The organism is Actinocorallia aurea (assembly GCF_054783995.1).
Window position 1 is genome coordinate 17663 of record NZ_BAAGPQ010000021.1, and the last position, 22681, is coordinate 40343.

The 22681-nt window shown below is 70.8% G+C and carries 21 protein-coding genes; 12 read left to right on the forward strand and 9 right to left on the reverse strand.

Annotated features, from left to right (window positions below; translation table 11 throughout):
- Positions 1-775: LysR family transcriptional regulator (locus ACYVOM_RS25120; protein ID WP_460305950.1), on the reverse strand; the 775-nt coding region annotated here is incomplete at its 3' end.
- 96 nt (positions 776-871) lie between these two features.
- On the opposite strand from ACYVOM_RS25120, the gene ACYVOM_RS25125 reads away from it, so the two are divergent.
- From ACYVOM_RS25125 to ACYVOM_RS25150, 6 genes are all read left to right on the forward strand, one after another.
- Positions 872-2293, forward strand: coding sequence for a form I ribulose bisphosphate carboxylase large subunit (locus tag ACYVOM_RS25125; RefSeq protein ID WP_460305951.1), 1422 nt, complete (start codon positions 872-874; stop codon positions 2291-2293).
- A gap of 11 nt (positions 2294-2304) precedes the next feature.
- Positions 2305-2721: a ribulose bisphosphate carboxylase small subunit gene (locus ACYVOM_RS25130; RefSeq protein ID WP_460305952.1), complete on the forward strand. Its 417-nt coding sequence runs from the start codon at positions 2305-2307 to the stop codon at positions 2719-2721.
- Positions 2722-2738: 17 nt separating this feature from the next.
- Positions 2739-3677: a CbbX protein gene (gene cbbX / locus ACYVOM_RS25135; protein WP_460305953.1), complete on the forward strand. Its 939-nt coding sequence runs from the start codon at positions 2739-2741 to the stop codon at positions 3675-3677.
- Between the two features lie 74 nt (positions 3678-3751).
- Positions 3752-5053: an HD-GYP domain-containing protein gene (locus ACYVOM_RS25140; protein WP_460305954.1), complete on the forward strand. Its 1302-nt coding sequence runs from the start codon at positions 3752-3754 to the stop codon at positions 5051-5053.
- 216 nt (positions 5054-5269) lie between these two features.
- On the forward strand, positions 5270-5875 hold the full coding sequence (locus ACYVOM_RS25145; RefSeq protein ID WP_460305955.1) for a TenA family protein: 606 nt from the start codon (positions 5270-5272) through the stop codon (positions 5873-5875).
- A gap of 73 nt (positions 5876-5948) precedes the next feature.
- Positions 5949-6533, forward strand: a complete 585-nt coding sequence (locus ACYVOM_RS25150) for a PadR family transcriptional regulator (RefSeq protein WP_460305956.1) — start codon at positions 5949-5951, stop codon at positions 6531-6533.
- 3 nt (positions 6534-6536) lie between these two features.
- On the opposite strand, the gene ACYVOM_RS25155 is transcribed toward ACYVOM_RS25150, so the two are convergent.
- Positions 6537-7934 carry an MFS transporter gene (locus ACYVOM_RS25155; protein WP_460305957.1) on the reverse strand — a complete coding sequence of 466 codons (1398 nt, stop codon included), beginning with the start codon at positions 7932-7934 and terminating at the stop codon, positions 6537-6539.
- 94 nt (positions 7935-8028) lie between these two features.
- Here ACYVOM_RS25155 and ACYVOM_RS25160 point away from each other — a divergent pair, with 94 nt between their 5' ends.
- On the forward strand, positions 8029-8685 hold the full coding sequence (locus ACYVOM_RS25160) for a TetR family transcriptional regulator (protein WP_460305958.1): 657 nt from the start codon (positions 8029-8031) through the stop codon (positions 8683-8685).
- 43 nt (positions 8686-8728) lie between these two features.
- Here ACYVOM_RS25160 and ACYVOM_RS25165 read toward each other — a convergent pair whose 3' ends face one another.
- The 6 genes from ACYVOM_RS25165 to ACYVOM_RS25190 all read right to left on the reverse strand — a co-directional run bounded on the left by ACYVOM_RS25165 (position 8729) and on the right by ACYVOM_RS25190 (position 15039).
- On the reverse strand, positions 8729-10141 hold the full coding sequence (locus ACYVOM_RS25165) for an acyl-CoA carboxylase subunit beta (protein ID WP_460305959.1): 1413 nt from the start codon (positions 10139-10141) through the stop codon (positions 8729-8731).
- Positions 10142-10157: 16 nt separating this feature from the next.
- Complete coding sequence (locus ACYVOM_RS25170) at positions 10158-11423, reverse strand: beta-ketoacyl-[acyl-carrier-protein] synthase family protein (protein ID WP_460305960.1); 1266 nt, start codon at positions 11421-11423, stop codon at positions 10158-10160.
- A gap of 102 nt (positions 11424-11525) precedes the next feature.
- A complete protein-coding gene (locus ACYVOM_RS25175) occupies positions 11526-11783 on the reverse strand; it encodes an acyl carrier protein (protein ID WP_460305961.1) in 258 nt (85 codons plus the stop codon).
- Between the two features lie 45 nt (positions 11784-11828).
- Entirely contained in the window at positions 11829-12788 is a 960-nt protein-coding gene (locus ACYVOM_RS25180) for a beta-ketoacyl-ACP synthase III (protein ID WP_460306045.1), read from the reverse strand.
- Complete coding sequence (locus ACYVOM_RS25185) at positions 12788-13681, reverse strand: ACP S-malonyltransferase (RefSeq protein WP_460305962.1); 894 nt, start codon at positions 13679-13681, stop codon at positions 12788-12790. The genes ACYVOM_RS25180 and ACYVOM_RS25185 overlap by 1 nt, the downstream gene beginning before the upstream one ends.
- Before the next feature lie 125 nt (positions 13682-13806).
- Positions 13807-15039 carry a PucR family transcriptional regulator gene (locus tag ACYVOM_RS25190; protein WP_460305963.1) on the reverse strand — a complete coding sequence of 411 codons (1233 nt, stop codon included), beginning with the start codon at positions 15037-15039 and terminating at the stop codon, positions 13807-13809.
- A 151-nt stretch (positions 15040-15190) separates the two neighbouring features.
- Here ACYVOM_RS25190 and ACYVOM_RS25195 point away from each other — a divergent pair, with 151 nt between their 5' ends.
- Complete coding sequence (locus ACYVOM_RS25195) at positions 15191-16201, forward strand: sulfotransferase family protein (protein WP_460305964.1); 1011 nt, start codon at positions 15191-15193, stop codon at positions 16199-16201.
- 119 nt (positions 16202-16320) lie between these two features.
- On the opposite strand, the gene aceE is transcribed toward ACYVOM_RS25195, so the two are convergent.
- Entirely contained in the window at positions 16321-19092 is a 2772-nt protein-coding gene (aceE, locus tag ACYVOM_RS25200) for a pyruvate dehydrogenase (acetyl-transferring), homodimeric type (protein WP_460305965.1), read from the reverse strand.
- Between the two features lie 238 nt (positions 19093-19330).
- Here aceE and ACYVOM_RS25205 point away from each other — a divergent pair, with 238 nt between their 5' ends.
- The 4 genes from ACYVOM_RS25205 (at position 19331) to ACYVOM_RS25220 (ending at position 22615) form a co-directional block, all read left to right on the forward strand.
- Positions 19331-19738 (forward strand): YjbQ family protein, encoded by a 408-nt coding sequence (locus tag ACYVOM_RS25205; RefSeq protein WP_460305966.1) that lies wholly within the window; start codon positions 19331-19333, stop codon positions 19736-19738.
- A 234-nt stretch (positions 19739-19972) separates the two neighbouring features.
- Positions 19973-20401, forward strand: a complete 429-nt coding sequence (locus tag ACYVOM_RS25210; RefSeq protein WP_460305967.1) for a DUF3052 domain-containing protein — start codon at positions 19973-19975, stop codon at positions 20399-20401.
- A 70-nt stretch (positions 20402-20471) separates the two neighbouring features.
- A complete protein-coding gene (locus tag ACYVOM_RS25215) occupies positions 20472-20933 on the forward strand; it encodes a peroxiredoxin (protein ID WP_460305968.1) in 462 nt (153 codons plus the stop codon).
- A gap of 134 nt (positions 20934-21067) precedes the next feature.
- Positions 21068-22615, forward strand: coding sequence for a substrate-binding and vWA domain-containing protein (locus ACYVOM_RS25220; RefSeq protein ID WP_460305969.1), 1548 nt, complete (start codon positions 21068-21070; stop codon positions 22613-22615).
- The last annotated feature ends 66 nt before the right edge of the window (positions 22616-22681 follow it).

The window sequence follows — 22681 nt, forward strand, 5'->3', positions numbered from 1 at the left end:
GGGGGGGGGGGGGGGGGGGGGGGGGGGGGGGGGGGGCCAGGACCAGGGCGCCTTCGGCGAGTTCGCGGTGAACCGCCTCGCGGTGGACGAGGGCGGCGCCCAGGCCGGCGGCGGCGCCGGCGATGACGGCACCGTTGGAGCCCAGGACGAGGGTGGGCGGGGAGACGCCGTGGTCGGCCAGGTAGGCGTCGGCGGTGGCGCGGGTGCCGGAGCCCGGCTCGCGCAGGACCCAGGGGGTGGCGGCAAGGTCGAAGGGCAGGCCGGGGGCGATGACGACGACGAGGTCGTTGGAGCGGGTTGCGAGGACCGTCGCCGAGGCGCCCGCCGGAGGGCGGCCCGCCAGGACGAGGTCGGCCTCATGGGCCGCAAGGCTCGCCCAGACGCGGGCGCTCGGTCCGACCTCCAAGGCGAGGTCCAGATTCGGCCAGGCCCGGCGGAACCCCGCCAGCAGCGAGGGCAGCACCTGGTCGGCGGCGGTCGTCACGGCGGCGAGGCGTAGGCGGCCCGTCGAAGGGTCGTGCTCGCCTCTGGCCGCCGCGCGGGCCTCCTCGTGGAGGCCGAGGAGGCGGCGGGCGTAGTCGGCGTAGACGCGGCCCGCGGGGGTGAGCACGACGCCGCGGCCCGCGCGGGCCAGAAGGGGGACGCCCAGGTCGCGCGCCAAGGCCGCGACGGAGGCCGAGACCGCGGATTCGGTCACGTACAGGCGTTCCGCGGCACCCCGGACCGAGCCGGTCTCGGCCAGCGCGACGAAAGTGCGCAGTCTTGATTCAGTCATCGCTCAACAATCACCCCGAAACACTTGATAGACGGCACAAGTGTCGGCGTCGCATGCTTGCCGCGTCAACGGCGTCGACGACGGATGGAGCCGACGATGGGCAGATGGTCCGCGGGCGTGATCCCGTACGCGGAGATGGGCTACTGGCGGCCCGACTACGTGCCGAAGGACAGCGACGTGCTCGCCGCCTTCCGCATCACCCCTCAGCCGGGCGTACCGCCGGAGGAGGCGGGGGCCGCGGTGGCGGGCGAGTCCTCGACGGCCACCTGGACGGTCGTCTGGACCGACCGCCTCACCAGCTACGAGAACTACCAAGCCAAGTGCTACAGGGTCGAGCCCGTGCCGGGCGTCGAAGACCAGTTCATCGCCTACATCGCCTACGATCTCGACCTCTTCGAGGAAGGCTCGATCGCCAACCTCACCTCGTCGATCATCGGCAATGTCTTCGGCTTCAAGGCGCTGCGCGCGCTGCGCCTGGAAGACATGCGGATCCCTGCGCACTACGTGAAGACGTTCCAGGGGCCGGCCCATGGCATCGTCATGGAGAGGGAGTACCTGGCGAAGTTCGGAAGGCCGCTCCTCGGGGCGACCGTCAAGCCGAAGCTCGGCCTGTCGGCGCGCAACTACGGCCGCGTCGTCTACGAGGCCCTGCGCGGCGGCCTGGACTTCACCAAGGACGACGAGAACATCAACTCGCAGCCCTTCATGCGCTGGCGCGACCGCTTCCTGTACTGCATGGAGGGCGTCACCAAGGCCCAGGCCGCGAGCGGCGAGATCAAGGGCCACTACCTGAACGTCACCGCCGCGACGATGGAGGACATGTACGAGCGGGCGGAGTTCGCCAAGCGGCTCGGCAGCGTCGTGGTCATGATCGACCTGACGATCGGGTACACGGCGATCCAGTCCATGGCCAGGTGGGCGCGCGCCAACGGCGTCCTGCTGCACCTGCACCGGGCCGGCCACTCCACCTACACGCGGCAGAAGAACCACGGCGTCAGCTTCCGCGTCATCGCCAAGTGGATGCGGCTGGCGGGCGTCGACCACATCCACGCCGGGACGGTCGTCGGCAAGCTCGAAGGCGATCCCTTCAGCGTCGCCGGGTTCTACGGCACCCTCCGCAAGGACAGGATCGAGGCCGACCCGCGCAAGGGCCTGTACTTCGACCAGGAATGGGCGTCGATGCCGGGGGTGATGCCTGTGGCGTCCGGCGGCATCCACGCCGGGCAGATGCACCAGCTCCTGCACTACCTGGACGAGGACGTCATCCTCCAGTTCGGCGGCGGGACGATCGGCCACCCGATGGGCATCGCCGCGGGCGCGACGGCCAACCGCGTCGCCCTGGAGGCGATGATCAAGGCGCGCAACGAGGGCCGCGACTTCCTCAGGGAGGGTCCGGAGATCCTGCGGGCGGCGGCCAAGCACAGCCGCGAGCTGGACGTCGCCCTGACGACGTGGGGGGACATCACGTTCACCTACGAGTCGACCGACACCCCCGACGTCCTCGTGACCCCCAGCTGAGGAGCGCATCCATGAGACTCACGCAAGGAGCCTTCTCCTACCTGCCTGACCTGACGGACGCGGAGATCACCCTTCAGATCGCGTACGCGCTCGACAACGGGTGGCCCTGCTCGATCGAGTACACGGACGACCCCCACCCCCGCAACAGCTACTGGGAGATGTGGGGCCTGCCCATGTTCGACCTCAAGGACCCCGCGGGTGTCCTGCTGGAGGTGAACGAGTGCCGCAAGGCCTTCCCTTCGCACTACGTACGGCTCAGCGCCTACGACGCCCGTTACGGCCGCCAGACGACGGCCCTGCAGTTCCTCGTCCAGAGGCCGGCCAAGGAGCCGGGCTTCAGGCTGACCCGCGAGGAGTCGGCCGACCGCCAGGTCCGCTACACCCTGCACGCCTACGCCGCCGACCGCCCCGAGGGCGAGCGGTACTAGAGACGGGAGCTCCCGCTGTGACGACCTTCGGCATGCGCCCTCCCGCCCCGGAGCAGGACGTGACGCGGGAGCTCCTCCCCCACGGCGCGCTCGTGGACCTCGGCGGGGAGCGGGCGGACTCCGGCATCGAGGAGGTCCTCGCCGCCCTCGACGCCGAACTCGTCGGCCTCGCCCCGGTGAAGACCCGGATCCGGGAGATCGCCGCGCTCCTGCTCGTCGACCGCGTCCGGGCCCGCTTCGGCGTCGTGTCCGGGCGCCCCAACCTCCACATGTGCTTCACGGGAGGCCCGGGGACGGGGAAGACGACGGTCGCCACGAGGATGGCCGAACTGCTCCATAGGCTCGGCCACGTACGCAAGGGCCATCTCGTGTCCGTGACGCGGGACGACCTGGTCGGCCAGTACGTCGGGCACACGGCGCCGAAGACGCGCGAGGTCCTCAAACGGGCCATGGGCGGCGTCCTCTTCATCGACGAGGCGTACTCGCTGTACCGGGCGGAGAACGAGCGCGACTACGGCGTCGAAGCCATCGAGATCCTTCTCCAGGCGATGGAGAACCACAGGGACGACCTCGTGGTGATCCTCGCCGGGTACCGCGACAGGATGGACGCCTTCTTCTCCTCCAATCCGGGGATGGGATCCCGGGTGGCCCACCACATCGCGTTCCCCGACTACAGCACGGCGGAGCTGGAGGAGATCGGAAGGCTCATGCTCGCCTCCGAGGGCTACACGCTGTCCCGTGAGGCGGAGGACGTCTTCCGCGAGTACATCGGGCTCCGCCGGGAGCAGCCCCGGTTCGCCAACGCGAGGTCGGTGCGCAACGCCATAGAGCGCGCGCGCTTGCGGCATGCGGGACGGCTCGTCGAAGGCGCCGACCTCGTAGGGCTCCCGGAGCTGACGACCCTGCTCCCCTCGGATTTCAGTGCGTCTCGGGTCTTCCAGGGAGGAGCCACCTGAAACGGGCGGCGTCGGTCGGACCTGTTGGGCATGTCCGCCCCACGACCCGTGTTCGCGCGTCTACTCTCCGGATCATGGCCGATCGTCCGCGGGGACTTCCGCTGGAGGCCCGCGTCTACGTCGCGGGGACCGTCGTGCTCGCCTGTGCGGTGATCGCGACCGCCGGACCGATCGACTGGGACGTGTACGCGATGCTCGCGGTGCTCTTCCTCGTGTGCGACGCGATGCCCGCGCGGCTGGGCGTCGACCGGGCGAAGGTGTCGATGAGCTACGCCGCGACCCTCGCCGCGGTCGTCGTGCTCGACCCGGGCGGGGCGGCGCTCGTCGCGGCCGGCGCGATCGCCACGCCGCAACCGGTGCCCCTGGTCAAGCGGCTGTTCAACGCCGCCCAGTTCGCGGTCTGCGGCTGGGCGGCCGGCCTCGTCTTCGAGGCGCTGGCGCCGCCCGGCGAGGACTTCGGCGCGGCGCAGATCCCGCCGTTCGCGGTGGCGCTCGCGGTGTTCGTGGTCGTGAACCTCACCCTCATCACCGGGGTGCTGCTGCTCACCGAGCCCGCCGCGGTCCGCGACCTGCTCCGCGAGATCGGCGCTCTGTGCGCGGGATGCCTGGGTTTCGGCTGGTTCGGCCTGCTCATCGCGGCGGCCTGGGACGTCATCGGCTTCGCCGCGCCCGTCCTGGTCCTGCTGCCGCTCTTCATCGCCACCTGGGCGATGGCCCAGGCCGCCGAGCAGAAGGCCGCCCAGGAGGCCACCCTCGCCGTCCTGTGCCAGGCCGTGGAGACGAAGGACCCCTACACCCGCGGGCACAGCGAACGGGTCTCGCGCGGCTCGGTGATGATCGCCGAGGAACTCGGCCTCAGCGACTCGCGCGTCGAGGCGATCCGCTTCGCGGGCATGCTGCACGACGTGGGCAAACTCGGCGTCTCCACCAAGGTCCTCCAGAAGGACGGCAAACCCACCGACCGCGAGTTCGCCGAGATCCAGCTCCACCCGATGCGCGGCCTGGAGATCGTCGGCCACATCGAGTTCCTCGACGAGGCGCTCGGCGGCATCATGCACCACCACGAACGCCTCGACGGCCGCGGCTACCCCCTCGGCCTCGTCGGCTCGGAGATCCCGGAGTTCGCCCGCATCATCGGCGTCGCCGACACCTTCGACGCCATCACCAGCACCCGCTCCTACCGCAGGGCCCGGTCCCTCGAAGAGGGCGTCGCCGAACTCCGCCGCTGCTCCGGCACCGAGTTCGACCCCGCCATGGTCACCGCCTTCCTCCGCGCCCTCGCGGCCAAAGGCTGGGAGCAGCCCACCGACCCGCCCCAGCCCGCCCCCTCCGCCGTCCCCGCCCCCCGCGACCACGACGACCCCGAACCCCGCTGACCCCCGCCGCCGCCATTCCCTGGCCCGGGAGCGCCCACAGCTCGTCGCACCTGTTCCCGAGCGTCGACAGAGTCGGCCCGGAGTCGGAGACAGCGTTCGCCGTGGTGGGTGGACGACCCGTTTTGCCGCCCATGAGGTCATGGCCACCGGTCTGACCTGCTCCGGACAGGATTCGCCGATACGGACCTCCGATTCCCTGCGTGGTTGGATGGGCGCATGAGTGTGGTGTGGGAGTTGGAGGAGGTCGGGCGGGGGCTGCTCGGGGAGCAGTTGGCGCATCCGACGGTGCGGGGGATCGCGGAGGGGACGTTGGATGAGGGGGTGTTCCGGTCGTGGTTGGAGCAGGATTATCTGTTCCTGCTGGATTATGTGCGGGTGTTCTCGCGGCTCGCGTGGCAGGCACCGGCTGCGCATCTGGGGGATCTGGTCGACCTCGCGCACGGGACGTTCCATGAGGAGCTGAGCCTGCACCGGGGGCTCTCGGCGGAGTTCGGGGCCGACCTCGACGGGGCAGTGAAGGGCGGGCCGTGCGCGGCCTACACGGCGTTCCTGCTGGAGTCCGCCGCCGACTACGGGGAAGGGCTCGCGGCGCTCTATCCGTGCATGTGGGGTTACGCGCAGATCGGTGCGGCGCTCGCGGAGAACCCGCCGGCCGACCCCCGCTACCGCAAGTGGGTCGACTCCTACGCCGACCCGGGCTTCGCCGCCCTCGGCCGCCGCATCGGCCGGATGATCGACGAGGCGGCCCCCGATCCGTCCCGCGCCCGCACCCTGTTCACCGAGGGCATGCGCCACGAGCTGGCCTTCTGGTCCGTCCCCTGACCCAGACCGGGATCAACCGTCAGCTTTCGCGGTATCACCGTGCGTGGTCTTCTCGGGTTGGTACGTTCGGCGCGTGTCTCGTCGTGTTTTCAATGGACGTGCCGTACTGGCCGTGCTCAGCGTGCTCGCCGAGGGGGACCTCCACGCGGGCGGCATCGCCGCCAGGCTTCGGGCCCGCGGGCCCGAGCACGCGGCCGCGGTCACCCGTGGGGGTGTGCAGAGCGCGGTGCGGGCTCTGCTGGAGGAAGGCTGGGTCGAGCCGGTCAGGGCGGAGGTCGTCCGCTCCGGGCAGGTGCAGACGACCTTCGCGATCACCGAGGCGGGGCGGGCGCATCTCGTGCGGCGCCTCGACGCCGAGGTGCGCGTCCCGCAGCGGGAGTACTCCCGGCTGATCGGGACGCTGCCCTGCCTCAGTGTGCTGGGGGCGCGCGGGACCGTCGAGGCGCTGGCCGAGCGGGCCGCCCAGGTGCGCCGCCTGGCCTCCGCGGACCGGGCGCGCCTGGCCGCCGAGCGGGCCGCGGGGGTCCCGCGGCTGCGGCTGCTCGAAGCCGAGTACAGGCTCCGTCTCGCCGAGGCCGAAGCGGCCTGGGCCGAGGATCTCACGGACGAGATCCTCGGTGGCGCCGTCCGCTGGCCCTCCCCCGCGGCTCCGCAGTAGCGGCTAGGCCACCAGGTCCACCTCGGGCCTCGCCGGCGCGGACGCGGGGCGGAGCGCGCGGAGGCTCAGGGGGATGCCGGCGGCGATGACGAGCGCGGCGATGAGGAGGGCCACGCGGTATCCGTCGAGGAACGCGGCCAGCGGGTCGGGCCCGTCGGCGCGGGCGGCGACGACCGCGCCGAGGACCGTGACGCCCAGCAGTCCGAACACCTCGCGGGAGACGTTGAGCACGCTGGAGGCGGTGCCTTCGCGGCCAGCCGGCATGGTGCCGACGATCGCGTTGGTCAGCGGGCTGAGCGCGCCGCCGCCGACGCCGTACAGCAGCAGCCACGGCATGAGGTCGGCGACGGTCCCGTCCGCGTCGATCCGGGCGAGGCCCAGCACGGCGACGCCCATCAGCGCCAGGCCGCCCGCGACGAGCCGGTGCGTCCCGATCCGGGCGGCCAGCCGGGCCGAGGAGGCCGACGCGACGACGAGCACCAGCGCCATCGGCACGAACACCAGACCCGCCTTGAGCGGCCCGAAGCCGAGCACGTTCTGGAGCCAGAGCGCGGTGTAGAAGTAGATCCCGAAGATCGCGAACGCCCAGATGCCCATGGTGAGCAGTCCGCCGCCGAAGACCCGGCCGCGCAGCATCGCGACGTCGACCATCGGCTCGGCCGCGGCCCGTTCCACGAGGACGAACGCGACGGAACCGGCCAGCGCCGCGGCGAAGGCGCCGAGGATCAGCGGCGAGCTCCAGCCGCGGCCTTCCCCTTCGATGAGCGCGAAGGTGAGCGGGAAGAGCACGGCCGCGGAGGCGGCGAGGCCGGGCAGGTCGAGTCGGCGCCGGGATCCGGGCTCGGCGCCGACCGCCCACAGGGCGAGGGCGGCGGTCGCGACGCCCACGGGCACGTTGATGAGGTAGATCCAGCCCCAGTCGGCGTTCTCGGTGATCCAGCCGCCGGTGACCGGGCCGAGTGCCATCGCGAGCGCGCCGATCGCGCCCCACAGGCCGATGGCGGTGGCGCGCTCGCGCTTGTCGGGGAACGTCGCGGGCAGCAGCGCGAGGGCGGCCGGGGCCAGCAGCGCCGCACCGACGCCCTGCGCCGCCCGCGCCCCGACGAGCACCTGCGCGTTCTCGGCGAGCCCCGCGGCGGCCGAGGCCGCGGTGAACACGACGATCCCGGCGAGGAAGGCACGGCGCCGGCCGTAGACGTCGGCGAGCCTTCCGCCGACGAGGGTGAGGCCCGCGAAGACCAGGACGTAGCCGCTCACGATCCATTCGAGCCCGGACATGCTCAGTCCGAGTTCGCGCTGCACCGTCGGGAGCGCCACGTTGACGATGTTGTTGTCGAGGTAGGTCATGAACGTGCCGAGGCCGAGCGCCACCAGCGCCCACCATCTGCGTTCGGTCCGCATGCCGGGTCCTTCCCCCTGAGCTTCACTGTACGAGGTACATGTACGTCGTACATGTACGCGGTACATGAGAACTTGTACGTCGTATAGTTGTCAAGTGGCACCCGAGAAGCTGAACCGAGACACCGTCTGCGAGCACGCCCTCGCCCTCGCCGACGGCGAGGGGCTGGAGGCGGTCACCATCCGCCGGCTGGCCAAGGAGCTCGGCGTCACACCGATGGCGCTCTACTGGCACTTCAAGAACAAGGACGAGCTGCTCGACGCGCTCGCCGAGCACGCGCTGCGGCACGTCACGGCGAACCTGCGCCCGGAGGACCCCTGGGAGATCAGGCTCCGGGCCATCACCGGCACGCTGCTCGACGCCCTGCGCGCGCACCCGTCCCTTCCGGCGCTCCTGGGCGTCGTCGACAAATACCGCGTCGAGAGCTTCCAGCGCGCCACCGAGGCCGCGCTGAGCGTCCTGGGCGAGGCGGGGTTCACCCTGCGGCAGGGCTACTGGATCTCCAGCTATCTGCTCAGCGGCTGCATCTCGCTCGCCCAGCACAACCCCGACCGGCCCGGACTCCCCGGGCAGGAGCAGGACGAGCTGCGGCGCAGGCGCCGACTCGAAATCGAGTCGCTGCCCTCGGACCGATTCCCTTGCACGATCGCCTACGCCCAGACGATGCACGAGCCGGCGGACGCCGCGGAGTACTTCGCCTTCGGCATCGAACTGCTCATCTCCGGCGTCCTCGCCAACGCCCCCCGGCCATAGCGAAGGCCCCGGACGAGCCGTCCGGGGCCTTCGGCGAACCTGGCTACAGCGGGATGTTGTTGTGCAGGCCGCGGGCCGGGGTCGCTTCGGCGATCGCCCGGGCGAGCGCCGCGCGGGTGGCCGCCGGGGAGACCACCTCGTCCACCACGCCCAGGTCCATCGCGCGCTGGAGGCCGCCCGCGATCTCCGCGTGCTCCGCCGCGAGCTTCTCCTCGAAGGCCGCGCGCTCCTCTTCCGGCACCGCCGCGATCTTCTTGCGGTGCAGCACCCGGACGGCCGCGAGGGCGCCCATGACGGCCACCTCGGCGGTAGGCCAGGCGAAGACCCTCGTGGCGCCGAGCGAGCGGGCGTTCATCGCGATGTACGCGCCGCCGTAGGCCTTGCGGGTCACCAGCGTGACGCGCGGGACGGTCGCCTCGGCGAACGCGTGCAGCAGCTTGGCCCCGCGCCGGACGACCCCGCCGTGCTCCTGTCCGACACCCGGAAGGTACCCGGGGACGTCCACGAGGACGACGAGCGGGATCCCGAACGCGTCGCAGAGCCGCACGAACCTGGCGCACTTCTCGGCGGAGAGGCTGTCGAGGCAGCCTCCCTTGCGCAGCGGGTTGTTGGCGATGACGCCGACGGTCCGCCCGCCGAGCCGCCCGAGGGCGGTGACGATGTTGGGCGCCCACCTGGCCTGGAGCTCGATCAGCTCGTCGTCGACGATGCCCCTGACCAGCGGGAGCACGTTGTAGGCGCGCCGGGCGCTTTCCGGAAGGAAGTCGGAGAAGTCGCGTTCCTCCACCTCGTCCGTGCGGACCCGGCCCTGGTTCCCGAAGAGGACGGCGAGCCTGCGCGCCGTCGTGACCGCCCCCGCGTCGGACGAGGTGGTGATGTGCGCGACGCCGGACTTGCGGCCGTGCGCGTCGGCGCCGCCGAGCCCGGCCATGTCGATCTCCTCGCCGGTCACCGACCGCACCACGTCCGGGCCGGTGACGAAGATCTTGCCGCTCTCCGACAGCACGACGATGTCGGTGAGCGCCGGGCCGTAGGCCGCGCCGCCGGCGGCGGGGCCGAGCACGACGGAGATCTGCGGGATCACCCCGGACGCGCGCGTCTGCTGGGCGAAGACCCTGCCGACGGCGTGCAGCGACTCCACGCCCTCGGCCAGCCGCGCGCCGCCGGAGTGCCACAGGCCGATGATCGGGAGCCGCTCGCGCAGCGCGAGATCGTAGGCGTCCACGACCGCCGCGCAGCCCTCGGTGCCCATGGCGCCGCCCATGACCCGCGGGTCGCTGGCGAACGCCACCACCGGAAGGCCCTCGATCCGCCCCCGCCCGGCGAGCTTGCCGCCGCCGTCGCCGCCGACGAGAGGGCGGAAGGTTCCCTCGTCGAACAGCGATTCCAGGCGGACCCGCGGATCACGCGGATCCTCGGCGGCGGAGGGGGCGGGAGCGGTGTCGAGGACGGTCACGGCGACTCCTAGAGGCTCATAGGGCCCGCTCGAACGCCAGGGTCACGTTGTGGCCGCCGAATCCGAACGAGTTGTTGAGTGCGGCGGCCGGGCCCTCGGGCAGCTTGCGCGGCTCGCCGGCGACGATGTCCAGGTCGACCTGGTCGTCGAGGTTCTCCAGGTTCACCGTCGCGGGGACGACCCCCTCACGCAATGAGAGCACGGTGATCAGCGATTCCAGCGCTCCCGCGCCGCCGAGGAGGTGACCGGTCATCGACTTGGTGGCGGTGATGTTCAGCCGGTAGGCGTGGTCGCCGAACGCCTTCTTGATGCCCTGGAGCTCGGCCACGTCGCCCTGCGGGGTGGACGTGCCGTGCGCGTTGATGTGCACGATCTGCTCGGGCGCCAGGCCGGAGTCGGCGAGGCAGCGCTGCATCGCCTTGGCCGCGCCGCGCCCGTCCTCGGGCGGCTGGACCATGTCGTGGCCGTCGGCGGAGTAGCCGACGCCGGAGGCGATCGCGTAGATCTTCGCGCCGCGCGCGAGCGCGTGCTCCTCGGACTCGAGGATGAGGACCGCCGAGCCCTCGCCGAGCACGAAGCCGTCCCGCGCCTTGTCGTAGGGCCGGGAGGCGAGCTCGGGGGCGTCGTTGCGGGTGGACATGGCGCGCATGGCGCCGAAGGAGGCCATCTGGAGCGGGTGGATGCACGCCTCGGTGCCGCCGGAGATGACGACGTCGGCGCGGCCCGCGCGGATCATGTCGATGCCGTAGCCGATGGCCTCGGCGCTGGACGAGCACGCCGACACCAGGGCGTGGATGCCCGCGGTGGCGTTGAACTCCAGGCCGACGTGCGCGGCGGAGCCGTTCGGCATGAGCATCGGCACGGTGAAGGGCGAGACGCGGCTCCAGCCCTTCTCGCGGAAGACGTCGTAGCTGTTGAGCGCCGAGTGCAGGCCGCCGATGCCGGAGGACAGAACGACCCCGAGCCTGTCGGGGTCGACGGTGAGGCCCTCGGTCTCGCCGTGGGCGTAGCCCGCGTCCTTCATCGCCTCGATGGCGGCGATGAGGGCGAACTGCTGGCAGCGGTCCATCCGCCGCATGCGGGGCTTGGCGAGCACGCCGGAGTCGGCGGGCTCGACCGCGGCCTGCGCGGCGAACTGGACGGGCAGGCGATCGAGATCATCCCAGGGCAGAGTGCGGCAGCCGGACTTGCCGGCGAGTAGGGCGTCCCACGTGGACGCGACATCTCCCCCCAAAGGGGTCGATGCTCCCAAACCGGTCACGACAACACGGGTCTTGCCCATTGCGCTTACTCCTATTTACCTGGGGGGGTTCTCAGGGTGCGCGGGCCTCTGCAGCGGCCCGCGCACCGCATGCTCCGGATCCGGACTCCGGAGCGTGTGAGGTCAGGCCTTGGCCGCGAGGTTCTGGACGTAGTCCACGACGTCCTGAACGGTGCGCAGGTTCTTGAGCTCGTCGTCCGGGATCTCGACGCCGAACTTGTCCTGGGCGGCGACGGCGATCTCGACCATCGACAGCGAGTCGATGTCGAGGTCGTCGATGAAGTTCTTCTCGGCGGTGACGTCGGCGGCCGGGATGCCGACGATCTCCTCGACGATCTCACCGAGGCCGGCGAGGATGTCCTGCGTGGTGACTTCAGCCATGGCTGCTGTGCTCCTTGATTCCGATAGGGATGTTTCGCCCAGACCTTAGGGGATCTGGATGACCTGGGCAGCGTAGGTCAATCCTGCGCCGAACCCGATAATGAGAGCCGGTTCTCCCGACTTGACGTCGCCGCGCTCGATCATGCGCGACAGCGCCATCGGAATGGACGCGGCCGAGGTGTTCCCGGCGTTGACGATGTCCTCGGCGATCACCGCGTTGGGCGCGTTGAGCTTGCGCGCGATGCCGCGGATGATCCTGAGGTTCGCCTGGTGCGGCACGAACGCCGCGAGTTCGGACGGGGCGACGCCCGCCCGCCGGCACGCCTCCAGCGCCACCGGGTGAAGCGCGGTGGTCGCCCACCGGAAGACGGCCTGGCCGTCCTGGGACAGGAACGAGTTGCGGTCCTGCACCATGATCTTGTCGGCGTTCTCGCCGTCGCTCCCCCACACCACCGGGCCGACCTGCGGCACGTCCGAGCCGGTGACCACCGCGGCGCCCGCGCCGTCGGCGAAGATGATGCAGGTCGTGCGGTCGGTCCAGTCGATCCACGGGGTGAACTTCTCCGCGCCGATCACCAGGACGTTCTTGGCCGAACCGGCGCGGATGGCGTCGCTGGCCGTCGAGAGCGCGTAGGCGAAGCCCGCGCAGGCGGCGTTGACGTCGAACGCGCCGGGCGCCTGGATGCCGAGCCGGAACGCGACGGTCGCCGAGGCGTTGGGCACCTGGGTCTCGGCCGTGCAGGTCGCGACGATGACGAGGTCGATCTCGGCGGCCGTCAGTCCGCTGGCCGCCAGCGCCTTGCCTCCGGCGGCGACCGCGAGGTCGAGCATCGACTCGTCCTCCAGCGCCAGGCGCCGCGAGGCGATCCCGACGCGGGAGCGGATCCACTCGTCGTTGGTGTCGACGCCGCGCGCGGCGAGGTCGTCGTTGGTGACGACGTTGTCGGGCTGGTAGTGGCCGAAGGCCAGGATGCGGGCGCCGTTGCGACCCTCGGAAAGCCTGATCACGCGAGCTCCGCCGCCTTCTCGATGTCGTCGGGGGTCTTCAGGGCGAGCGTCGCGAGACCCTTGAGGTCGCGACGGGCCAGGCCCACCAGCGTCCCGCCCGGGGCGAGCTCGATGAGTCCGGTGACGCCCAGGTCGGCGAAGGTGGCGCTGCACAGGTCCCAGCGGACCGGCGAGCTGACCTGGCCGACGAGCCGGGCGAGGAACTCCGCGCCGGAGCCGACGACCGCGCCGTCCTTGTTGGAGACCAGCTTGATCTCCGGGTCCTTGGGGGTGACCGAGGCGGCCGCGGCGTCGAGCGCGGCGACGGCCGGGGCCATGTGCCGGGTGTGGAAGGCGCCGGCGACCTGGAGGGGGCGCAGGCGGGCCTTGGCCGGAGGCGCCTCGGCGAAGGCCGCGAGCTGCTCCAGCGTGCCGGCCGCGACGATCTGGCCGGCTCCGTTGATGTTGGCGGGCGTGAGCCCGTGCTCGGCGATCGCGGCGAGCACCTCTTCGGTGTCGCCGCCGAGGACCGCGGTCATGCCGGTCCGCGCGGCGGCGGCGGCCTCGGCCATGCCGCGGCCGCGCACGGCCACCAGGCGCATGGCCTCCTCCTCGGTGAGGACGCCCGCGATGGCGGCCGCGCCCAGCTCACCCACGCTGTGCCCGGCGACCGCCTCGGGCCGCAGGCCCAGCGCCTGGAAGGTGACCAGGGCGGCGGCGACCAGCAGCGGCTGGGCGACCGCGGTGTCCTTGATCTCGTCGGCGTCCGCGGTCGTGCCGTAGCGGATCAGGTCGAGGCCGACGAGGTCGGACCAGGAACCGAGCCGGTCCGCAACGCCGGGGACCTCGAGCCACGGGGCGAGGAATCCGGGGGTCTGGGCGCCTTGGCCGGGAGCTGTGATGAGAAGCACGGGACCAACGATGCCGTCTGCCGGGGTTCCGGGGTCATGCCGACAGGGACGAAGTTTACTCGGCGGTCTTTGTAGGACCCAGACAACGGTGACCCGGGCCACCGGTGCGGAAGATTGGAGAACTCCTAAAAGGAACCGCCACGATCGGTGAATCTTCCGAGGACGAGGGCGATCCGGAGGGTGAACGCGCCGCGCCCGTCCGTAGGGGGCAGACCGGTCAGTTCACTCACCCGGCGCAGGCGGTACCGGACGGTGTTCGGGTGGACGTACAGGAGCCGGGCGGTGGCCTCCAGGGACGAACCCTGCTCAAGGTAGGTGGTGAGGGTGTCCAGCAGAGGGGCGCCCGCCGCCTGGATCGGGATGAAGACCTGCTCGACGAGGTACTTGCGGGCCACTTCGTCGCCGTCCAGCGCCCGTTCTGGCAGCAGTTCGGAGGCCGGGACGGGCCGGGGCGCGTCCGGCCAGCCGACGGCGGCGCGCAGGCCCGCGAGGGCGGCCCGCGCCGAGGCCGTCGCCCCGTACAGGTCGGGCGCCTCCGGACCCACCACGACGGGTCCCTGGCCGAACTTGGCCGAGAGCTGCCGGGCGGCGGCGAGCGGGTCCTCCGCCCCGCCGACGATCACGATGAGCCGGCTGCCCTGCACCCCCGACAGGACGTCCACGCGCAGCCGCCGGGCCGCGAGCTTGATCTGGTCGGCGATCGCCTCGGAGCTGTCCTCGGGGGCATGGCCGGCGATGACGACGACGGGCTTGGTCGTCCAGCCGAGCGCAGCGGCCCAGGAGTGCAGGCCGTCGTCACCGTCGCCGCGCAGCAGCGAGTCGACCACCAGGGCCTCCAGGCGGGCGTCCCAGGCGCCGCGGGTCTCCGCGGCCCGGGCGTAGACCTGGGCGGCGCTGAAGGCCACCTCACGCGTGTACCGGAGGATCGCCTCGCGCAGCTGGGCCTCGCCGCCGGGCTCGGCCAGGTCGTGCAGCCGCGTCTCCACGACCTCGCTGATCACCCGGATCATGTCGACGGTGTGCTGGAGCCTTATCGTGCGCATCATCTCGCGCGGGGCCGTCGCGAACACCTCGCCGCCGAGGGCGACCCTGGTCCGCTCGCCTCCCCGGAACCAGTCGACGAACGCCGCGATGGAGGTCTGCGCCACGAGCCCGATCCAGGACCGCTGCTCGGCGGGCATCCGCCGGAACCACGGGAGCCGTTCCTCCATCCGGGTGAGGGCCGCGACGCCGAAGGTGCTCAGCGCGGTCTCCAGGCGGCGGGTGGTCGCCTCGCGCAGCGCGCGGCTCTCCGCGCTCTCGTTCGTCACGGGGTCAAGGGTGCCATCCCCTTCACGCCCGTTTGAACCCGCGGCCATGCATCGTCTCCGTTCTCCGCTCCCCATCCCCCCTTCGGGGTAACCGACGGGTCAATTCTCCACCACGGGCCGCTACGTTCCGTGCCAGAAATTGCCACTCTCCGTAATCTCCGGAGGGTCATCGTGCTCACGGTTACGGAAAGGTCAGGGAGTGGAACGCCCCATCTTCGTCGTAGGCTGCCCCCGGTCGGGCACCACGCTCCTCCAGCTCATGCTGCACGCCCACCCGCGCATCGCCCTCCCTCCCGAGACCCGCTTCCTCCTGCCGGCGTACTACGGCCGCGAGATGTTCGGCGACCTCTCCGACCGCGGGAACCGGCGCGCCCTCGGCGTCTGGCTCACCGCGACGAAGGGCCACAAGTTCCCTGATCTCGGGCTCGACAGGCAGGCCGTCGTCGACGAGATCGAAACGGGGCCGCCCACCCTCGGATCCGCCCTCGGGACGGTCTTCCGCGCCTACGCCCGCAGCCACGGCAAACCCCGCTGGGGCGACAAGCGGCCCGGATACGTCCGCTACCTGCCCGAGCTGTTCCGGCTCTTCCCCGACGCCCAGGTCGTGCACCTCATCCGGGACGGCCGCGACTGCGTCGGCTCGCTCAAGGGCATGAAGTGGTGGGAGCGCGACAGCACCTACGCGATGACGACCTGGGCCGGCGCGATCGACGCGGGCGTCCGCGCCCGCCGCACCCTGCCCCCGAACTCCTACCACGAACTCCAGTACGAGGAACTGGTCACCGACCCGGAGTCGGAACTGCGGCGCCTGTGCGGCTTCCTCCGCGAGGACTTCGACCCCGCCATGCTGCACCCCGCCGCGGTCGCCGCCGTGACCCCCCGCCGCAAGAAGCACCACAGCCGCACCCACCAGGCCGTCGACGCCGAAGCCGTGCACTCCTGGGAGACCCGCCTGGAGCCTTGGGAGATCGGCCTCGCCGAGTACTTCCTCGGCTCCCGCCTGCGCCGCTACGGCTACGCGCCCCCCGCCGACGCCCCGCGCCCCACGGCGAAGCAGGTGACCCTCTACCTCGCCACCGCCGCCGCCATGCGCCGCAGCCGGCTGGCCCGCGACACCAAGGACGCCCTGAGGCGCCTGCGCGAACACGGCGACCTCGCGTGTCTGCTGACCCGGCCTCAGACCGCCGGGAGCCTCCGGTCGGGCGTGTGATCGGGCGACCGATCACGTGAGCGGCCGCACCCGGCGATGTTCCGCGGGAGAACTCCGCCGAGCGCGTCCGGGTGGGGCCGGAGGTCGTCCGGCCCCACCCGGTCGCCGCACGGCGACGGCTACGCGGCGCCGCCGGACTCGGCGGGGGCGTTCTTGCCGGAGACCGCCGCCACGCCCTGGTCCAGGCCGTAGCGGGTGATCGCCTGCTGGAGCACCTCGTGCTTCAGCTCGCCGCGCTTCACCAGGCGGGTGAGCACCTGGAGCACGATCGACTCGGTGTCGACGTGGAAGAAGCGGCGGGCTGCCGCACGGGTGTCGGAGAAGCCGAACCCGTCGGTGCCGAGCGAGGTGTAGTCGCCCGGGACCCAGGGCGCGATCTGGTCCTGCACCGCGCGCATGAAGTCGCTGACCGCGACGATCGGGCCCTGCACGTCGGCGAGACGCCGCGTCACGAACGGGATCAGCTGCTCGCTCTCGGGGTTGAGCAGGTTGAACGTGTCGCAGTTCATCGCCTCGCGGCGCAGCTCGGTCCAGGACGGGGCCGACCACAGGTCGGCCGAGACGCCCCACTCCTCGGCGAGGATCTTCTGCGCGTCGACGGCCCAGCGGCCCGCGACACCCGAGGAGATGATCTGCGCCTTGGGGGCCTCGGAGCCGAGGTCCGGCCCGTCGGCGAACTTGTACAGGCCGCGCAGGAGGTCCTTGACGTCCAGGCCCTCGGGCTCGGCCGGCTGCACATAGGGCTCGTTGTAGACGGTCAGGTAGTAGTTGATGTCCTCGCCCTGCGGGTGCTCCTCGGTGGCGGAGTACATGCGGCGCAGCGCGTCCTTGACGATGTGCGACAGCTCGAACGCCCAGGACGGGTCGTAGCTGACCGTCGCCGGGTTGGTCGAGGCCAGCAGGTGCGAGTGGCCGTCGGCGTGCTGGAGGCCCTCGCCCGTCAGGGTCGTGCGGCCCGCGGTGGCGCCCAGCATGAACCCGCGGCCCATCTGGTCGGCCATCGCCCACATCTGGTCGCCGGTGCGCTGCCACCCGAACATCGAGTAGAAGATGTAGATCGGGATCATGTGCTCGCCGTGCGTGGCGTAGCTGGTGCTGGAGGCGATCAGCGACGCCATGGAGCCGGCCTCGGAGATGCCCTCGTGCAGGATCTGGCCCTGCTCGGACTCCTTGTAGGACAGCATCAGCTTGCGGTCGGCCGACTCGTACGTCTGCCCGTGCGGCGAGTAGATCTTCGCCGTCGGGAACATCGCGTCCATGCCGAAGGTGCGGGCCTCGTCCGGGATGATCGGCACGAAGCGGTGGCCGATGTTCTTGTCCTTCATGAGGTCCTTGAGCAGGCGGACGAAGGCCATGGTGGTGGCCACCGACTGCTTGCCCGAGCCCTTGCGCAGCTCGTCGTACGGCGCGTCGCCCGGCAGGGTGAGGGGCTTGGCGCGGTTGATCCGCTTGGGCAGGAAGCCGCCGAGCGCCGCGCGGCGCTCCTTCATGTACTGGATCTCCTCGGAGTCCTCGCCCGGGTGGTAGTAGGGCGGGAGGTCGGCTTCGAGAGCCGAGTCCGGGATGTCCAGGTACAGGCGGTCCCGGAACTCCTTGAGCTCGTTCTTGGTGAGCTTCTTCATCTGGTGGCTGGACATGCGGGCCTCGAAGTCGGGTCCGAGGGTCCAGCCCTTGATGGTGTGCGTGAGGATCACGGTCGGCTGGCCGACGTGCTCGCGCGCGGCCTTGAAGGCGGCGAAGAGCTTGCGGTAGTCGTGGCCGCCGCGCGACAGCTTGGTGAGGTCGTCGTCGCTGAGGTGCTCGACGATCTTGCGCAGCCGCGGGTCGTCGCCGAAGAACTGCTCGCGCGTGTAGGCGCCGGGCTCGACGGTGAAGGTCTGCATCTGGCCGTCGGGGGTGTTGTTCATCTTGTTGACGAGCACACCGTCGACGTCCTTGGCCAGCAACGGGTCCCAGTCGCGGCCCCAGATGACCTTGATGACGTTCCAGCCCGCGCCGCGGAAGTAGGACTCCAGCTCCTGGATGATCTTGCCGTTGCCCCGTACCGGCCCGTCGAGCCGCTGGAGGTTGCAGTTGATCACGAAGGTGAGGTTGTCCAGCTCCTCGCGGGCGGCGAGGCCGATCGCGCCGAGCGACTCGGGCTCGTCCATCTCGCCGTCGCCGAGGAAGGCCCAGACGTGCGACCGCGAGGTGTCCTTGAGCTCCCGCGAGAGCAGGTAGCGGTTGAACCGCGCCTGGTAGATCGAGTCGATGGCGGCAAGGCCCATCGAGACGGTCGGGAACTCCCAGAAGTCGGGCATGAGCCGCGGGTGCGGGTACGACGACAGGCCGCCGCCCGGGTGCGAGACCTCCTGGCGGAACCCGTCGAGCTGCTGCTCGCTCAGGCGGCCCTCGAGGAACGCGCGCGCGTAGACGCCGGGAGCGGCGTGGCCCTGGATGAAGACCTGGTCGCCGGACTCACCGTGGTCCTTGCCGCGGAAGAAGTGGTTGAAGCCGACCTCGTAGAGCGAGGCCGCCGAGGCGTAGGTGGCGATATGGCCGCCGACGCTCAGCTCCGGGCGGTTGGCCCGGGAGACCATGATCGCGGCGTTCCACCGGATGTAGGCCCGGATGCGGCGCTCGATGTGCTCGTCGCCGGGGAACCAGGGCTCCTTCTCCGGAGGAATGGTGTTGATGTAGTCGGTACTGCGCAGGCCGGGCACACCGACTTGCTGCTCTCTGGCGCGCTCGAGCAGTTTGAGCATCACGTAGCGGGCCCTGGTACGGCCCTCGGTCTTGATGACCGTGTCCAGTGATTCGAGCCACTCCCGGGTCTCGTCCGGGTTGATGTCCGGGAGCTGGCTCGGCAGGCCGTCGCTAATGATCGAGAAGCGTTGGCGTCCGGAAGGCACTGGTGTCCCCTTGTCACGCGGGTACATCGGCTGTTTGTCGACGTTCAGTGCCCATCCTGCCGCCGCCGGGGCGCGATCGCATCTCTACTCCCCGGTAACAAGGTGCAGGTCACAGCACTGTCAGAGTCCATGTTAGGCGCGTCAGGGGGTAGGTAAATACGCCAGGTCAGCGCAGCTTCGCGCAAAGGACGCGGTCGTACCCGGGGCCGCATTGGTCTACACCTGTGATGATCCTCTCATGAAGACCACACTGCTGCCCGTGATCACGGGCCGGCGCGACACCGTTCACGACATCACCGGGGAATGCCGGGATTTCGCGCGCGGAGAAGGCGACGGGCTCCTGCACGTCTTCGTCCCGCACGCGACCGCCGGCATCGCGGTGATCGAACTCGGCGCCGGCAGCGACGACGATCTCCTCGCCGCCCTGCGCGACCTGCTCCCCGCGGACGCCAGGTGGCGCCACGCCCATGGCTCCCCGGGCCACGGCCGCTCGCACGTACTGCCTGCCCTCATCCCGCCTTATGCCACGATTCCCGTCATCGACGGAAAACTGGCACTTGGCACCTGGCAGTCGATCGCCGTCGTGGACCTCAACGTCGACAATCCCGAGCGGAACGTGCGTCTGTCGTTTCTGGCGGGCGCATGATGGGAAGGCGAAACCGCATGTGGAGCACGTGTGGATCATGCTTATGGGGTATGGGCACTTGCGCAAGGGGCCGTCCTTTGTGTGGACTGTCCCGCAATACCTTGAGGTGCACCCGACGCCGGGGCGTCGAATCGCAGGTATCGCACCAGACGGTGTCGAGCCGGGCGGTGTCGAGCCGGGACGCTGGAGAGCCAGTACGGTGCATCCCATGAATACGACACAGGGAGGACGTCAGTGAGCGCGACCGCGGGCCAGGCGCAGACGGAGCGCGGCCTGGCCGAAAAGCTCGGCTTCAAGTCGGGCCAGGTGGTGCAGGAGCTCGGCTGGGACGAGGACGTCTCCGAGGAGCTGCGTGCTTCCATCGAGGCCGTCATCGGCGGCGAGATGGTCGACGAGGACTACGAGGACGTCGCCGACGTGGTCGTGCTGTGGTGGCGCGACGAGGACGGCGATCTCGTGGACGGCCTCGTCGACGCACTGTCCTCCATCGCCGGCGGCGGGCACATCTGGCTGCTCACCCCCAAGGCGGGTCGAGAAGGCCACGTCGAGCCCAGCGACATCTCCGAGGCGGCGCCCACCGCGGGCCTCGCCCAGACCAAGAGCGTCAGTGCCGCCCCCGAGTGGTCGGGATCTCGGCTTGTCGCGCCCAAGGGCCGCATGTAAAGGCGGTGCTCCCTTGGTGGCAGACTTGCCGTGCCCAGGCACCATCCCGTCTCCACGAAGGGGAAACCACATGGCCGTTGAGGTCGGAGACAAGGCACCGGACTTCGAACTGAAGGACCAGCACGGCACGCCCGTCAAGCTGTCGGACTTCGTCGGCTCCAAGGACGTCGTCCTGGTCTTCTACCCGCTGGCGTTCAGCGGCATCTGCACCGGTGAGCTGTGCGCCATCCGGGACGAGCTGCCCACCCTGGGCGGCGACGACGTCCAGGTGCTCGCCGTGTCCGTCGACTCGGTCTTCACCCACCGCGCGTGGGCCGACCAGGAGGGCTACCAGTTCCCTCTCCTGTCGGACTTCTGGCCGCACGGCGGCGTCGCCGCCGCCTACGGCGTGTTCGACGAGGAGAAGGGCCTGGCGCGGCGCGGCACCTTCATCATCGACAAGGCGGGCGTCGTCAAGTGGAAGGTCGACAACGACATCCCCAACGCACGCGACCTCGACGCCTACCGCAAGGCACTCGCCGAGATCGCCTGAACCACCCCGTCCACCGCGAGGTGTGAAGGACCGGTCCCCTGGACCTCGATCGCGAGGGGGCCGGTCCTTCACGTTCACCTGATGTCCATCGCGCGTTCGCCTCCGCGCGCGGCGCGTCACGCGTCTCAACCTCCATGAGAAGGATCTTCGCGGCGATCACGGCCGCCGCACTCCTGGCGGCGGGATGCTCCCCCTCCGAGCCCTCCGAAGGCTCCGTTCTGAACGTCCTCGCCGGAAGCGAGCTGGCCGACCTGGCACCGGTGCTCAAGGAGGCCGCCGACGCGACCGGCGTCACCGTGCGGTTCACCTACGCCGGAACGCTCGACGGCGTCCGCCAGGTGATCTCCGGCGACGCGGGACGCGACCACGAGGCGATCTGGTTCGCCTCCAACCGCTACCTGGAACTCCAGAAGAGCGCCGCGGCGGGCACCGCCACCCCGATCATGGCCTCGCCGGTCGTGCTGGGCGTCCGGCCGGAGGCCGCGAACCGGCTGGGCTGGACCGACCGGCGGCCGTCCTGGGCCGAGATCGCCAAGGCCGCGGTGGACCGCGAGTTCACCTACGGCATGGCGAGCCCCGCCGCCTCCAACTCCGGGTTCTCCGCGCTCGTCGGCGTGGCCACCGCCCTCAACTCAGGGCAGGACCTCGACCCGACGAGCGTCACGAAGGTGGCCCCCGGCCTCAGGGACTTCTTCTCCGCGCAGACCCTGACGGCCGGCTCGTCGGGCTGGCTGTCGGAGGCGTTCGTCCGCAAGGGCGCCGAGGTCGACGGCCTGGTGAACTACGAGTCGGTGCTGAAGTCCCTCAACGCCTCAGGGAAGCTCGCCGAGCCGCTGACGCTCGTCTACCCGTCGGACGGCGTCGTCACCGCCGACTACCCGCTGACGCTCCTGCCGGGCGCCTCGAAGGAGACCACGGGGGCCTACGAGAAGCTCACCGAGTACCTCCTGAAGCCCGAGACCCAGCGCCGGATCGTGGAGACGACCTACCGCAGGCCGAAGGCCCAGGACGTCCCGTTCGACGGCCCGGCCGATGTGAAGGAGCTCCCCTTCCCCGGGGCTCCCCAGACCGTCGACGGGCTTCTGGCGGCCTTCTACGACGACTTGCGCAGGCCGTCCAGGACCGCTTACGTCGTCGACCTCTCCGGCTCGATGACGGGCGACCGCATCGAGGACCTCAAGCGCGCTTTCGTCTCCCTGACGGGAGGGGAGACCTCGGCCTTCGACAGGTTCCACAACCGGGAGGAGGTGACCGTGGTCCCGTTCAGCACCAAGCCGCACGCCCCGAAGGAGTTCACGGTCCCCGCCGAGGACCCGGACGCCGCGCTGCTGGAGATCCGCCGGTACGCCGAGGGGCTCCAGATCGGCGGCGGCACCGCGATCTACGACGGGCTGGAGAGCGCCTACCGGATCCTCGCCGGCAAGGTCGCGGCCGACCCCGACAGGTTCACCTCGATCGTGCTCATGACCGACGGGGAGAACACCGGCGGCATGGACTTCGCGGACTTCAAGGGGCGCTACAGCGCCTACGCCAAGCTCGGGGTGCCCGTCTTCCCCGTGCTGTTCGGCGAGGCCAGGGAGGACGAGATGAAGCAGCTGGCCGACCTCACCGGAGGCCGCGCGTTCGACGCGCGCGAGCAGTCACTGCAGGAGGTCTTCAAGGAGATCCGCGGCTACCAGTGATCCGCGCCTGTGCGTGATCCTCGCCCGGAGGTGATCCGCGCGGACCGCGCAGACCGGTGAAGCAGC

What these genes read in the sequence shown, in the direction of transcription:
- ACYVOM_RS25145 (WP_460305955.1), top strand. Translation starts at nt 5,270, where the DNA reads ATGAGTGTGGTGTGGGAGTTGGAGGAGGTCGGGCGGGGGCTGCTCGGG.
- ACYVOM_RS25155 (WP_460305957.1), bottom strand. Translation starts at nt 7,934, where the DNA reads ATGCGGACCGAACGCAGATGGTGGGCGCTGGTGGCGCTCGGCCTCGGC.
- ACYVOM_RS25140 (WP_460305954.1), top strand. Translation starts at nt 3,752, where the DNA reads ATGGCCGATCGTCCGCGGGGACTTCCGCTGGAGGCCCGCGTCTACGTC.
- ACYVOM_RS25130 (WP_460305952.1), top strand. Translation starts at nt 2,305, where the DNA reads ATGAGACTCACGCAAGGAGCCTTCTCCTACCTGCCTGACCTGACGGAC.
- ACYVOM_RS25215 (WP_460305968.1), top strand. Translation starts at nt 20,472, where the DNA reads ATGGCCGTTGAGGTCGGAGACAAGGCACCGGACTTCGAACTGAAGGAC.
- ACYVOM_RS25125 (WP_460305951.1), top strand. Translation starts at nt 872, where the DNA reads ATGGGCAGATGGTCCGCGGGCGTGATCCCGTACGCGGAGATGGGCTAC.
- ACYVOM_RS25190 (WP_460305963.1), bottom strand. Translation starts at nt 15,039, where the DNA reads ATGGCCGCGGGTTCAAACGGGCGTGAAGGGGATGGCACCCTTGACCCC.
- ACYVOM_RS25205 (WP_460305966.1), top strand. Translation starts at nt 19,331, where the DNA reads ATGAAGACCACACTGCTGCCCGTGATCACGGGCCGGCGCGACACCGTT.
- ACYVOM_RS25175 (WP_460305961.1), bottom strand. Translation starts at nt 11,783, where the DNA reads ATGGCTGAAGTCACCACGCAGGACATCCTCGCCGGCCTCGGTGAGATC.
- ACYVOM_RS25170 (WP_460305960.1), bottom strand. Translation starts at nt 11,423, where the DNA reads ATGGGCAAGACCCGTGTTGTCGTGACCGGTTTGGGAGCATCGACCCCT.
- ACYVOM_RS25220 (WP_460305969.1), top strand. Translation starts at nt 21,068, where the DNA reads ATGAGAAGGATCTTCGCGGCGATCACGGCCGCCGCACTCCTGGCGGCG.